This is a genomic window from Litorivita pollutaquae (assembly GCF_003205515.1).
Lineage (GTDB): Bacteria > Pseudomonadota > Alphaproteobacteria > Rhodobacterales > Rhodobacteraceae > Litorivita > Litorivita pollutaquae.
This window is the reverse complement of sequence record NZ_KZ826481.1, coordinates 248,618-262,146: the sequence shown is the minus strand read 5'-3', so window position 1 is coordinate 262,146 and position 13,529 is coordinate 248,618. Positions and strand designations below refer to the sequence as shown.

General features: G+C 60.2%; 14 protein-coding genes. 11 read left to right on the top strand and 3 right to left on the bottom strand.

The window, feature by feature from the left end; translation table 11 throughout:
* Positions 1-112: 112 nt before the first annotated feature.
* Entirely contained in the window at positions 113-421 is a 309-nt protein-coding gene (locus tag DI396_RS01220) for a hypothetical protein (protein WP_110794339.1), read from the bottom strand.
* 157 nt (positions 422-578) lie between these two features.
* On the opposite strand from DI396_RS01220, the gene DI396_RS01215 reads away from it, so the two are divergent.
* The 3 genes from DI396_RS01215 (at position 579) to der (ending at position 4,492) form a co-directional block, all read left to right on the top strand.
* Positions 579-1,286, top strand: coding sequence for a tetratricopeptide repeat protein (locus DI396_RS01215; RefSeq protein WP_110794338.1), 708 nt, complete (start codon positions 579-581; stop codon positions 1,284-1,286).
* 116 nt (positions 1,287-1,402) lie between these two features.
* Positions 1,403-2,734 (top strand): PQQ-binding-like beta-propeller repeat protein, encoded by a 1,332-nt coding sequence (locus tag DI396_RS01210; RefSeq protein WP_110794337.1) that lies wholly within the window; start codon positions 1,403-1,405, stop codon positions 2,732-2,734.
* Between the two features lie 273 nt (positions 2,735-3,007).
* Positions 3,008-4,492, top strand: coding sequence for a ribosome biogenesis GTPase Der (gene der, locus DI396_RS01205; protein WP_110794336.1), 1,485 nt, complete (start codon positions 3,008-3,010; stop codon positions 4,490-4,492).
* 60 nt (positions 4,493-4,552) lie between these two features.
* Here der and DI396_RS01200 read toward each other — a convergent pair whose 3' ends face one another.
* Together DI396_RS01200 and serS are read right to left on the bottom strand one after the other, a co-directional pair.
* Positions 4,553-5,311 (bottom strand): hypothetical protein, encoded by a 759-nt coding sequence (locus tag DI396_RS01200; protein WP_110794335.1) that lies wholly within the window; start codon positions 5,309-5,311, stop codon positions 4,553-4,555.
* Positions 5,312-5,539: 228 nt separating this feature from the next.
* A complete protein-coding gene (gene serS / locus DI396_RS01195; RefSeq protein WP_110794334.1) occupies positions 5,540-6,832 on the bottom strand; it encodes a serine--tRNA ligase in 1,293 nt (430 codons plus the stop codon).
* 263 nt (positions 6,833-7,095) lie between these two features.
* Here serS and yajC point away from each other — a divergent pair, with 263 nt between their 5' ends.
* From yajC to DI396_RS01155, 8 genes are all read left to right on the top strand, one after another.
* Entirely contained in the window at positions 7,096-7,386 is a 291-nt protein-coding gene (gene yajC / locus DI396_RS01190) for a preprotein translocase subunit YajC (protein ID WP_110794333.1), read from the top strand.
* A gap of 151 nt (positions 7,387-7,537) precedes the next feature.
* Entirely contained in the window at positions 7,538-10,204 is a 2,667-nt protein-coding gene (gene secD, locus DI396_RS01185; RefSeq protein ID WP_110794332.1) for a protein translocase subunit SecD, read from the top strand.
* 23 nt (positions 10,205-10,227) lie between these two features.
* On the top strand, positions 10,228-10,581 hold the full coding sequence (locus tag DI396_RS01180; protein ID WP_110794331.1) for an Mth938-like domain-containing protein: 354 nt from the start codon (positions 10,228-10,230) through the stop codon (positions 10,579-10,581).
* 39 nt (positions 10,582-10,620) lie between these two features.
* Positions 10,621-11,253: a heme ABC exporter ATP-binding protein CcmA gene (gene ccmA, locus DI396_RS01175; RefSeq protein ID WP_110794330.1), complete on the top strand. Its 633-nt coding sequence runs from the start codon at positions 10,621-10,623 to the stop codon at positions 11,251-11,253.
* Complete coding sequence (gene ccmB, locus DI396_RS01170; protein ID WP_110794329.1) at positions 11,250-11,906, top strand: heme exporter protein CcmB; 657 nt, start codon at positions 11,250-11,252, stop codon at positions 11,904-11,906. Before ccmA ends, ccmB begins: the two co-directional genes overlap by 4 nt.
* Positions 11,907-11,927: 21 nt before the next feature.
* A complete protein-coding gene (locus DI396_RS01165) occupies positions 11,928-12,662 on the top strand; it encodes a heme ABC transporter permease (protein ID WP_110794328.1) in 735 nt (244 codons plus the stop codon).
* Positions 12,662-12,817, top strand: a complete 156-nt coding sequence (ccmD, locus tag DI396_RS01160; RefSeq protein ID WP_407936287.1) for a heme exporter protein CcmD — start codon at positions 12,662-12,664, stop codon at positions 12,815-12,817. Before DI396_RS01165 ends, ccmD begins: the two co-directional genes overlap by 1 nt.
* Positions 12,810-13,358 carry a DsbE family thiol:disulfide interchange protein gene (locus DI396_RS01155; RefSeq protein WP_110794326.1) on the top strand — a complete coding sequence of 183 codons (549 nt, stop codon included), beginning with the start codon at positions 12,810-12,812 and terminating at the stop codon, positions 13,356-13,358. The genes ccmD and DI396_RS01155 overlap by 8 nt, the downstream gene beginning before the upstream one ends.
* Positions 13,359-13,529 lie beyond the last annotated feature (171 nt).

Genomic DNA, 13,529 nt, shown 5'->3' with positions numbered 1-13,529 from the left:
CACGCCGCCTTTTGACCCAGCCATGCACGCGTGCGGCGCGTGCCTAGGCAAGGCCTCTCGTCCGGGGCGTCTGCCGCGCCTCTAGGACAGCGCCTTGCGCGCTTGTGCAATTTCACGCCCGAAAACCACCGCCGTGGCCTGCTGTTTCCACCACGGGGCGCGGGCTTTTTTCATGTGTGGTGCGCTCCAAGGTGGTGATGTCCAACAGGTGGACGCCTTTGCGTGTCATGACCTGACGCGCCACGGTGGTCGCGCCGTTGAAACCTGTCGTGCCCAGCCGGTCATCAAACGCCACCCGGATTTGCGCCAGATCGCCCAAAGTCACCACGCGGTCGCCATTGGTGTTCACCAGCAGCGCACAGATGTCGCGCGGTCCATCATATGATGCGAGGATTCCAACCGCGAATGTGCCTTGCGCCATTCGGACTTCGCCGGGGGCAATTAATTGATGTTGTTTCGCACCACATTGATCAACTGCGGCGGCGGTGATGTTATCGGCCTCAAGCCAAAAACGCCTTGGCCTTGGCAGGGGCGGGGGGCTGAGGTATGAGAGGCAAAACCAAGAGAGGGCGAGCACAGTGAGCGACACCGATTCCTTCATCGACGAAGTGACCGAAGAGGTCCGGCGCGACCGGCTTTTTGCCATGATGAAACGCTATGGCTGGATCGCGGTTGTGATCGTGCTGCTGATCGTCGGCGGCGCGGCCTATAACGAAGTTAGCAAAGCCCGCGCGCGCAGCAATGCCGAAGCGTTGGGAGACGATATTTTAGCCGCCTTGCAAAACAACGACAGCGCCCTTCGTGCCGAAAACTTTGGTGCCATCAGCGCGCCCAATCCCGAAAGCGCCGCGATCGTGACCCTGTTGCGCGCCAATGAATTGGTCGCATCGGGCGATGCAGAGCAAGCCGCCGAGGCGCTGAATGCCCTAACCGCCCAATCCGATGTGCCGCAAATCTACCGCCAGATCGCACGTTTCAAAGCGCTTTCGGCGCAGGATACGACGCTTGATATCGCGGCGCGGCGCGACGGCTATGCCGCCTTGGCGATCCCGGGCGGGCCGCTGCGCCTTCTGGCCGAAGAGCGCCTTGCGCTTTTGGACGTCGAAGCCGGTGATACCGAAGCGGCCTTGGAACGGCTCGAAGCAATTTTGTTAGATGCGGAAACCGGCAACGGGCTACGCCGCCGCGCCACCGGTTTGTTGATCGCTTTGGGCGGGGATATGCCCGCCGCCCCGGTCAGCCTCGGCGCCAGCACCGCAGACGACACCCGGTTGACCGGTCAATAACCCGAAACGCCGCCCTGCGCAGGCCGCCGCCGCGAGAGGACTTGGCGTGCCGGACGCATCGCGGTAAGGTCGCCGCACAACCGGGCAGGCAGACCCGATAGATGTCAGGAGCAGCAATGCAAAAGAAGTGGATCACAGGGCTGATGGGCGGGCTTTTGGCTGCAACCGTTCTGAGCGGTTGCGACGAGGGCGAGATCATCTTGCAAGGCAAGCGTGAAAATCCGCGCGCGATCCTCGATAGCACCGAAAGCACCGAGGTTGTGCTGCCGGAAAATGCCGCATTGCCGGTATCCTTGCCCGCGATCCGGCAAAACGCCGATTGGACCCAAGGTCCAGGCACACCTGCCACCCGAATCAACCACGCAGCCTTGTCACCCACACCCACATTGGCATGGGCGGTCAACATCGGCCAAGGCGACAGCCGCCGGGGCCGGATCACGGCCAATCCGGTGGTCGCGGACGGGCGGGTGTTTACGTTGGATTCTCAAGCTTTGGTGGCTGCCACCTCTACCGCCGGCGCGCCGCTTTGGTCGACCGACCTCGTTCCCGCATATGACAGCGGTAAAGACGCCTCTGGCGGCGGTCTCGCCTATGCGGAGGGAACGCTCTATGTCTCCTCCGGCTTCGGCCTTCTGACTGCTCTGGATGCCGCAACCGGCGCGCAGAAGTGGCAACAAAAGCTCAACGCCACTGGCAGCGGTACGCCAACGGTTTTCGGTGATCTGGTCTATCTCGTGGCGGGCGATTCGACCGGTTGGGCGATTGAACGCAGCACCGGCCGTGTGCGGTGGCAAATCGACGCCACCCCCGATATCAACAACGTCATGGGCGCGCCCGCACCTGCGGTGACCGAGCAGTTCGCTCTTTTTGCCTTTGGCTCTGGCGAAGTTCAGGCCAGCTTCCGCGAAGGCGGGCTGCGCCGTTGGGATGCGCTGCTGACCGGTAAACGCGCCGGATTTGCCCGCGCAGAAATTTCCGATATCACCGGCGATCCGGTGATTGCCGGCGATGCCGTTTATGTGGGCACAAATTCGGGCCGCCTGATCGCGCTCGATCTGGAGAGCGGCGCACGGATCTGGACCGCCGAGCAAAGCGCCCAAAGCGCGCCTTGGGTCGCGGGCAACGATGTGTTTTCCATCAATGACAGCAATGAACTGGTCCGGTTGAATGCCACTACCGGCGATCGGATCTGGAACATAAAACTGCCGTTCTTCACCAAGACACGCCCGAGCAAACAACGCGAGATTTTTGGCCACTATGGTCCGGTTCTTGCGGGTGGTCGTCTGCTGGTCGCCTCCTCTGATGGTGCCTTGCGCAGCTATGATCCCGTCTCCGGCGCGCTTCTGGCCGAAACCAACCTTCCCGCCGGGGCCACCACCGCACCGGTCGTCGCCGGCAATACCGTCTATGTCGTCAGCACCAAAGGCCAGTTGCTCGCTCTGCGCTAAAACTGCCTTTTCTGGGTGCAGAGGGACCAAGATTGATCGCGGGGCGGTCTTCTCATGCGGTCCCCGCGCCAGCGGATTGCCTCACCTTGGGGGATAGGAGGCCGCCGCCGCGCCTCCTTTCTACTTTCCTCAAATATCCCCGCCGGAGGCACCGACATTTGCCCCGCGTGATCGCGTATCGGCTCGGACACCCGCCGCCGTATCGCTATTTGGGGTTTGCGCCGCGCGCCATTAGATGTAAGACACCCGCTTGACCGACTTCGGAGCCAAGTCATGAGTTTCACTCTCGCCATCGTGGGCCGCCCCAATGTGGGCAAATCCACACTGTTCAACCGCCTCGTCGGGAAACGCCTTGCATTGGTCGATGACCAACCTGGCGTGACGCGCGATTTGCGCGAAGGTGCGGCCAAACTGGCCGATCTGCGCTTTACCGTGATTGACACGGCGGGCCTTGAAGAGGTGACCGACGACAGCCTTCAGGGGCGCATGCGTCGCCTGACCGAACGTGCCGTGGATATGGCCGATGTGTGCCTGTTCATGATTGATGCGCGCACCGGCATCACGCCCTCGGATCTGGTGTTCGCCGACATCCTGCGCAAACGCTCGGCGCATGTGATTTTGGCCGCAAATAAGGCCGAAGGGGCCGCCGCCGATGCCGGCGTGATCGAGGCCTATAGTCTTGGCCTTGGCGAACCTATTCGGTTGTCGGCCGAGCATGGCGAAGGCTTGCACGACCTTTATGTTGAGCTGATGCCCATTCATGACGGGTTCACCGAGCGGGCCGAACAGCAAGAGCCCGAGGTCGACGTCGACCTGCCCGAGGATTTCGACGATGAGGACTGGGACGAGGAAAACCCGCCGCCCTATCCGATGCCCACCGATAAAAAGCCGTTGCAAATCGCCGTGGTTGGCCGTCCGAACGCGGGTAAATCGACGCTGATCAACCACATCATTGGCGAGGATCGCCTGCTCACCGGGCCAGAGGCGGGCATCACCCGCGATGCGATATCCTTGCGCTTTGATTGGGATGGTATCCCGTGCAAACTCTTTGACACCGCTGGCATGCGCAAACGCGCTAAGGTGCAGGACAAGCTGGAAAAACTTTCGGTCTCTGACGGGTTGCGCGCAGTGAAATTCGCGGAAATCGTGATCGTCCTGCTCGACGCCGCCATCCCGTTTGAACAACAAGATCTGCGCATTGCCGATCTGGCTGAACGCGAGGGCCGTGCGGTGATCGTGGCGGTGAACAAATGGGATTTGGAAGGCGACAAACAAAACAAGCTGCGCGATCTGCGCGAGAGCTTTGAACGCCTGTTGCCGCAATTGCGCGGCGCGCCATTGGTGACCGTATCGGCCAAAACCGGCCGCGGCATTGACCGGCTGCACACCGCAATTGAACGCGCCTATGAGGTGTGGAACCGCCGCATCACCACGGCGCAATTGAACCGGTGGCTGTCCGGCATGGTCGAGGCGCATCCGCCCCCCGCGCCACAGGGCAAACGCATCAAATTGCGCTACATGACCCAAGCCAAAACCCGGCCGCCCGGCTTTGTGGTGATGTGTTCACACCCCGATAAAATGCCCGCCAGTTATACCCGTTATCTGGTAAACGGGCTGCGCACCGATTTCGACATGCCCGGAACGCCGATCCGGCTTTATATGCGCTCGCAAAACGATTCTAACCCCTTCAAGGGGCGCAAAAAAGCCGGCCCGTCGAAGTTGCGTAAACATACCAATACGCGCCGCTCGGAGAAATGACGGGAGCAGACTAGGGATAGGCCGTAGTCTGCGTTTCATGTGGAGGTCTCGCGGCGCCGTTCAACCGCGCCGCGCCGCCCATGCCGCGCCGTTAGACGGCGGTTTGGGAGCCATCGACAATCGCGCCGAAATCAATCCGATCGCCAGAGCGCAAAGCGCAAGAACGGCAATGTTGCCGTCTTCGTCCCCATTGCCGATATTCGCGGCGCAGACCCCGATCAAGGCCCAGATCACCGCCGCGGCATAGCCGCGACTGATCGGGCGGAGGGTCAAAACTGCCAAGGCGATGATCATCGCCAGCGTCAAACAGATCAGGGCCGCCACTTGCGGATCAATCACCCCATATCCGGCCAGCACCAAAGCCAGAGCGACATTCGCCGCAACGGTCAACCATCCCGCGTAAAGCCCCACTGGAATAGATCCCAACCATGGCAGCTCGGCAGGCGCGCGCAGCAGCGCGAGGATGGCCGCTCCGGTCATCAGCCAAATCATCACGGTTGAGGCGAGAGGCGATATTTGCGCCACGGGGATCCATGCGGCACCGATGGCCAGCGAAACGATCAAGCCGCCCCGCATCCGGTTCCAATGCCGGTCGGGGGCGCGGCGGAGCACTCCGTATCCGGCGCTGACCAACAACCAAAGGTAAATCAGCCCCCAGATTGCAAAAGCATAGCCAGCAGGCTGCGCGGGCGGATCGATTTGCGCGATAGGGAACTGGTCGGGCGCAAACCCGTTGAACCCGCCACTCAACAGGGGCGAGAGGGCAAAACTGATGCTGACAAGAAGCAACAGTACGGATTTCCAATAACGCTTTGCCATTTTTGGACTTTCTGGCACGTGTTCGCCGATTGATCTCGAGGTCTGTCTTATGCGCCGATGGGCGCGCACGCCCGCTCAGCACCGTGAATTTGGATCAGCATAGTTAATCGGCCCTTAACTTCGACCGTGATTTGTGAAGTAGAATAAGGCAATTTAATGGCAAGAAAACCCCGCATGCGCGAAAAGCGCGCGGGGAATCTCAGGCGGCTGGTGGCATATGTGGTGCGCCTAAACCAACGTGCCGTCTGCGGTCAAAGTGGTTTCTCCGCGCAGATAGGGCGCAAGCACGTCGGGCAATGTGACGGATCCATCGGCACGCTGACCGTTTTCCAGCACGGCGATCAAACACCGCCCCACGGCAAGGCCCGAGCCATTCAGCGTATGGACAAATTCCGGCTTGCCGCCGCTTGCGGGTTTGAACCGCGCGTTCATCCGGCGGGCTTGGAAGTCGCCGGTGGTCGATACCGAAGAAATTTCCCGGTAGGTATTTTGCCCCGGAAGCCAAGCCTCGATGTCAAAGGTGCGTTTGGCGCCAAAGCCCATGTCGCCGGTGCAGAGTTGCACGGTGCGGTAGGGCACGCCGAGATCTTCGAGCAGGCGCTCGGCGCATCGCAACATGCGCTTTTGTTCGGCGTCGCTCTCGTCCGGATGGGTGATTGAGACCATTTCGACCTTCTCGAACTGGTGTTGGCGCAGCATCCCCGAGGTGTCGCGCCCTGCCGATCCGGCCTCGGAACGGAAACATAGCGTATGCGCAGTCATCCGCAGGGGCAGGGCGGCTTCGTCCAAAATGTCGCCCGCCACCGAATAGGTCAAAGGCACTTCGGAGGTCGGAATCATCCACCATCCATTGGTGGTTTGATAGCTGTCTTCGCCGAATTTGGGCAGTTTATCCGTGCCATACATCGCCTCGTCGCGGACCAGAACAGGCGGGTTATGTTCGACCAGACCATTCCTATCGACATGGGTGTCGAGCATGAATTGCGACAGGGCGCGGTGGATACGGGCGACCGCGCCGCGCAGCATGACAAAGCGTGCGCCGCTGAGTTTCGCGCCCATATCGAAATCCATCGAGGCCGCGACCGAGGCCAATTCGAAATGTTCTTTGGGGGCAAAATCAAATACCGGCAGCGTGCCCCATTTGGCCACCTCGACGTTTTCATCCTCATCCGCGCCATCGGGCACATCGGCGGCGGGCAGGTTGGGGATGCGCGCCAGCATGTCGGTCAAGGCGGCATCCTTGGCCTTTGCTTCATCATTGAGGCGGGCGATTTCGGCCTTTTTCTCGCCGACCAGGGCGCGCAAACGGTCAAATTCCGCGTCATCGCCCCGGCCCTTGGCCGCGCCGACCTCTTTGGAGGCTTTGTTTTGCTCGGCCTGCGCGGTCTCGGCGGCATGGATCAAGGCGCGCCGCGCTTCGTCCAATGCCAGAACCGAGGCCGCCATCGGTGCATCGCCGCGGCGGGCAAGGCCGGCGTCAAAGGCATCGGGGTTTTCACGAATGGCGCGGATATCATGCATGTCGGGGCGTCCTTAGATCGGGCTTGGCTGTGAATCACTGACCGTCTTATGACCGATTTTCAGCGGCGGCGAAACTGGCGGCGGCGCCATTGTATGCGCTGTGATGGCATTGCGCGGGTCGCCAAAGGAAGGCGGGGGCGAATTTGCCCCTCAAAGCGTGATTTTGCCCGCGCTGACGCCTTGCAAATGCCCCGCACCGGACATAGGTTCCCCAGCAATCCGCGCGGGGGTGTCCGCGCCACACATAAAAAGAGGACGACCCCATGGAAGGTGGCAATCTGGCCCAATTTGTACCGCTGATTCTGATCTTTGCGATCATGTATCTGCTGATGATCCGCCCGCAGCAAAAGAAGCTGAAGCAACATCAGAGCATGGTCGCGGCCCTGCGCCGTGGCGATACCGTCGTTACCCAAGGCGGGTTGATCGGCAAAGTGACCAAAGTCAAAGACGAGAACGAGATCGAGGTCGAAATCGCCGATGGGGTCAAGGTCCGCGCCGTGCAAAGCACCATCGCGCAGGTCCTGTCCAAAACCGAACCTGCGGCGAACGCGTAAGACGTGCGCCGATAAGATAAAAAAGGGGCCACGGCCCCTTTTTCGCCTTTTAGGCTCCCGCGATGGGGAGAGGGGCAAGGCCAAGCGTCATTCTACGCGATCCGGGCCTGCTCCAATCAGACACATGAAGACATGAGAGAAGGCTTGGGCCATGCTGCAAATCGATCTGTGGAAACGTATCACGATCTGGGGGCTGGTTGCGCTCGGATTGTTGTTGGCCCTGCCGAACGGGTTTTATTCCCGTGTCGAGCGGCACAATGATGCCGTGGCCGCGATCACTGCGATTGAGGCCGGCGAGAAAAGCCAGTCTGAATACGCCTTAAGTGCTGCGGAACTGGATGACGACGCGGGGCTCTGGCCGTCGTTCCTGCCGTCGCGGTTGGTCAATCTGGGGCTTGATTTGCGCGGTGGGGCGCATTTGCTCGCCGAAGTGCAGACCGCAGAGGTCTACAACACCCGTGTGCAAGCCATGTGGCCGGAAATCCGCGATCTGTTGCGGGAGGAGCGGGCCACCGTCGGCACCATCCGCTTGCAGCCGGCGTCGGATGACACATTGCGCGTGCGGATCGGCAATGCCGATCAAGCCGCCCGTGCCGCAGAATTGGTGCGCGGATTGGCCCGCCCGGTGGTTTCCTTGTCCGGCGCCGGCGCCTCGGACATCGACGTGACGGTGCAAGGCACCGATATTGTCGTCACATTGTCGGACGCGGAAAAAATCGCCACCGACGAACGCACCATGCAGCAAAGCCTTGAGATCATCCGCCGCAGGATTGACGAGGTCGGCACCCGCGAACCGACGATCCAACGTCAGGGCAGCGACCGTATCCTCATTCAGGTGCCCGGCATCGGCAGCGCCGCAGAATTGATCGATATCATCGGTGTCACCGCGCAGCTGACCTTCAACCCTGTCGTCGGCTCGACCACAGATCCCGATGCCCGCGCCGGTGTCGGCAATGTGGTATTGCCCTCGGTGGACGAGCCGGGCCGCTATTACATCATTGAAAAATCTCCCGTGGTCAGCGGCGATGATCTGGTTGATGCACAGCCCAGTTTCGACCAAAACGGCCGCCCTGCCGTGAATTTCCGTTTCGACACCACAGGTGCGCGCAAATTTGGCAACTACACGGCCGATAACATCGGCAGCCCCTTTGCCATCGTTCTCGACAACGAGGTGATTTCCGCTCCGGTGATTCAAAGCCATATTCCCGGTGGGTCGGGGATCATCACCGGCAATTTCTCTGTCGAAGAAAGCACCAAGTTGGCGGTGTTGTTGCGCGCCGGGGCCTTGCCTACGGGATTGGAATTCCTGGAGCAGCGCACCATCGGGCCAGAGCTCGGCGCAGATAGCATCGAGGCGGGAAAAATTGCCTGTATCGTCGCTTTTGTCGGTGTGTTGCTTTTGATGATGGTCAGCTATGGCACCTTCGGGGTGTTTGCCAATCTGGCATTGATTGCCAATGTGGTTTTGATTTTTGGCCTGTTGTCGACGGTCGGTGCGACATTGACCTTGCCCGGGATTGCCGGGATCGTTTTGACCATCGGGATGGCGGTGGATGCCAATGTGTTGGTCTTTGAGCGTATCCGCGAAGAAATGAAAAGCGCCAAAGGCGCCGCCCGCGCGATCGAATTGGGATATGAAAAGGCATTGTCGGCCATTGTGGACGCCAATATCACCACCTTCATCACGGCGGTGATCCTCTATATGGTCGGATCCGGCCCGGTGCGCGGATTTGCCATTACGCTCGGTCTTGGCATTATCACCTCGGTGTTCACGGCAATTTTCGTCACCCGCCTGCTTGTGGTGCTGTGGTTCGAACGCAAACGCCCCAAAGAGGTGCTCGCCGGACGCGGTCTCAAAATGGTTCCCGAAACCACCAATTGGGACTTTTTCCGCCGCTGGCGTGTTACCATCGGCGCGTCTTGCCTGTTGTTGTTGGTCGCAGCCGGCAGCTTTGCCACCCAGGGATTGAATTTCGGGATTGATTTCCGGGGCGGCACCACGATCCGCACCCAAAGCGTCACACCGGTTGATATAGCGTCGTATCGCGGGGCGATTGACGCGCTTGATCTGGGGGATGTGACCATCACCGAGGTGTTCGACCCGACCTTTGATGAGGATCAGAACGTCGCCATGGTGCGGATCCAGGCCCAGGACGGCGAGGAAGCCGTGTCCAACGATATGATCGTCGCGGTCGAAAGCGCATTGCAAGATGTGGCGCCGGAAATCCAGTTCGTCTCGGTCGAATCCGTGGGGCCAAAAGTGTCCGGCGAATTGATCCAAACTGCGCTGCTGGCGGTGGTTCTGGCGATTGCGGCGGTGCTCTTCTACATTTGGTTGCGCTTTGAATGGCAATTCGCCGTCGGTGCGGTTGTGGCGCTTGTCCATGATGTGTTGTTGACCATCGGGGTCTTCGCGGTGCTGCAGATCCGGTTTGATTTGACGATCATCGCGGCTTTGCTGACCATCGTCGGGTATTCACTTAACGATACGGTGGTGGTGTTTGACCGCGTGCGGGAGAACCTGCGTAAATACAAAACCAAACCATTGCAGGATGTTCTCAACCTCTCGATCAATGAGACACTCAGCCGGACGGTGATGACATCGGTCACCACATTGTTGGCGTTGATTGCGCTGTTCGTGTTGGGTGGCGATGTGATCCGCGGGTTTGTCTTTGCGATGATCTGGGGGATCGTTGTCGGCACCTATAGCTCGGTTTTCGTGGCCTCGACGGTATTGGCGAAATTGGGTGTGAAACGCGATTGGTCCAAACCGGACAGTGGCGCCGCAGGCACGCAATTTGGTGACATCGACGCCTGAGGCGCAACGGCAGGAGGGCGAAGATGCAGCTGACCGAAATCACATATCAAAACGCTGTGCCGATCGATGGGTACGGGCCGGGGTTTTTCCGCATCAAGAACGAGGTTCTGCACGGTCACGTCATCGTCACGGCCACCGGTGCGCGGCTTTGGGGCGGGCTAGCGGATGCCGAAGCCTTGCTCGCTCTGGCCGGTGAGGTGGATGTTTTGTTCGTTGGCACCGGCGGTGAGATTGCCCATATCCCTGCGCCGCTGCGCGCCACATTAGAGGCGGCGGGGCTGGGCGCCGAGGTGATGAATTCGCCCGCTGCGGCGCGCACCTATAATGTGTTGGTCAACGAAGGCCGCCGGGTTGCTGCCGCCTTGTTGACGGTGTGACGCAGTGTGCAGCGGCCCGCGATAGGGTAAGAAATTGCTATGACGTTGAATACCACTCCTTTGCAGGTTGAAAACCTTGCTGTGGCGCGCGGCGGTTTGGCGGTGCTCGAAGGGGTGAGCTTTTCGCTGTCACGCGGCGCGGCGTTGGTGTTGCGCGGGCCGAATGGTTGCGGCAAAACCACGCTTTTGCGTACCATCGCCGGATTGCAACCCGCGCTGTCGGGGCATATCGGGTTGGAGCCGGACGCAATGGCCTATGCGGGCCATTCCGACGGGGTGAAACCGGCGTTGACCGTCACCGAGAATTTGCGATTTTGGGCGGACATTTTCGGCACATCGACGATCGAGACAGCACTGACACAGTTCAACCTTGTCGCGTTAAAAGACCGCCCGGCGGGCACATTGTCGGCAGGGCAAAAGCGCCGTCTTGGCCTTGCCCGGTTGCTGGTAACGGGGCGGCCGATGTGGATATTGGACGAACCGACCGTTTCCTTGGATGCGGCATCGACAGCGATGTTCGCTGAGGCGGTGCGCGCTCATCTGCAGGGCGGCGGCATGGCGCTTGTGGCGACCCATATCGACCTTGGGCTGGCCGAGGCGCAGGTGCTTGACCTCACGCCGTTTCGCGCCAAAGCCCCCGCCCTGGATGATTTCGACGAGGCCTTCTTATGAGGGCGCTGCTCATCCGCGACCTGCGCCTCGCCGTGCGGGCTGGGGGCGGCTTCGGCCTTGGTCTGGCGTTCTTCTTGATTGTCGTGGTGCTGATCCCCTTTGCCGTCGGCCCGCAAAGCGCGCTCTTGGCGAGGATTGCCGCCGGTGTGTTGTGGATCGGGGCGTTGCTGGCCTGTCTTTTGTCGCTCGACCGGCTGTTTGCTTTGGATTGGGATGACGGCTCGCTTGATCTGCTCGCCACCGCGCCCCTGCCGATGGAGGCCATCGTCTCGATCAAGGCGCTGGCGCATTGGCTGACCACGGCGCTGCCTCTGGTGGTGATCGCGCCTGTGCTTGCTGTTTTGTTGAACCTGCCTGCGGCGGGATATTGGCCGCTTGTGTTGTCGCTTCTGCTGGGCACCCCGGCGTTGAGTGTGATCGGCACATTCGGGGCGGCGCTGACCGTAGGATTGAAGCGCGGCGGCTTGCTCATGAGTCTGCTCGTTCTGCCGCTCTATGTTCCGACATTGATTTTCGGCGCAGAGGCGGCGCGGCGCGGCGCCGAGGGCATGGCCTATGGCACGCCGTTGATATTTTTGGCTGGCATTACCTGCGGCACAATTGCGCTTTTGCCTTTTGCCTCGGCTGCGGTATTGAGGGTGAACCTGCGCTGATCGCGTGGGCAAGGAGACACAATGGCATCGATTTGGTCCTACGCGAACCCGAAGAAGTTCATCGACACGACAGACCGTGTTTTGCCGGTGCTATCCGTGCTGGCGCTTGCCGCGCTGGTGGGCGGGTTGGTGTGGGGGTTTTTCTTCACGCCCGATGACTACAAACAAGGATCGACCGTTAAAATCATCTACCTGCATGTGCCGGCCGCGCTAATGGCGATCAATGCATGGATGATGATGCTGGTGGCGTCCGTGGTGTGGATCATCCGCCGCCACCATGTCAGCGCCTTGGCCGCCCGCGCCGCCGCACCGGTGGGCGCGATGATGACGGTGATTGCCTTGGCCACGGGGGCCATATGGGGCCAACCGATGTGGGGCACATGGTGGGAGTGGGATCCTCGGTTAACCTCGTTTTTGATCCTTTTTCTGTTTTATCTTGGCTATATGGCGCTTTGGTCTGCGATCGAGGACGACGACACCGCCGCCGATTTGACCGGCATTCTGTGTCTGGTGGGATCGGTCTTTGCGCTGCTGTCGCGCTATGCGGTGAATTTTTGGAACCAAGGCTTGCACCAAGGGGCCTCGCTCAGCCTTGATAAGGAAGAAAACGTCGCAGATGTGTTCTATTACCCGCTGCTTTTGTGCATCGCGGGGTTCGTGTTGCTCTTTGTTGCACTGGTGTTTTTGCGCACCCAAACCGAAATTCGTGCCCGCAGGATGCGGGCGCTCTTGGCGCGTGAAAGGCTGAATGACTGATGCCCGAACTTGGAAAATACGCCAGCGAAGTGTTGGCCTCCTATGCGGTCTCTATCGCTCTTTTGGCGGTGTTGGTCGCGGTGAGTGTGGCGCGCGCGCGCCGTCTGCGCCGCGATCTGGCACAGGTAGAAGAACGGATGAAACGCAATGGCTAAAATCTCGCTGCTGATGGTTGCCCCGCCCGTCATCTTTGCCGGCCTCGCGGCGATGTTCTATATCGGGATGCAACGGCAAAACCCCGATGAATTGCCGTCGGCGCTGATCGGCAAAGAGGCCCCCGCTGTCGAGGTGACGCCCTTGGGCGATCTGCCGGTGTTCACGGATGCGGATTTGCGCGATGGCGAGGTGCACTTGCTGAATTTCTGGGCCTCTTGGTGCGCGCCCTGCCGTGTCGAACACCCTAATTTGGAGGCTCTGGCCGCCGAAGGGGTGCGGGTGTTTGGCGTGAACTATAAGGATAAGCCCGAAAACGCCCTCGGCTTCTTGGCGGAATTGGGCAACCCTTATACCGCCGTTGGGGCCGATACCTCGGGGCGTGTCGGGTTGGAATGGGGCGTTTACGGCGTGCCTGAAACCTACGTGATCGACGGCGAAGGGCGCATTGTTCTGCGCTTTGCCGGACCGATCACCGCGCGCGTGATTGCGGATCAAATCCGCCCTGCGATAGCGCAGGCCAAAGCCAATTTACAAGACTGATTACCGCCTAAACTGATTCGGTTTTTGTCTTGTCCATTTGGGTTTTCAGCCCTGCCTCATGTGTTTTTGTGACGAAGAGGGGGACTTGCCCGATTTCGGAAAACTGTGTCCCCGCAAACTCGCGGCGTTAACATTTTGTTAACTGTGATTTTTTGACCCCCGAACCTTTGC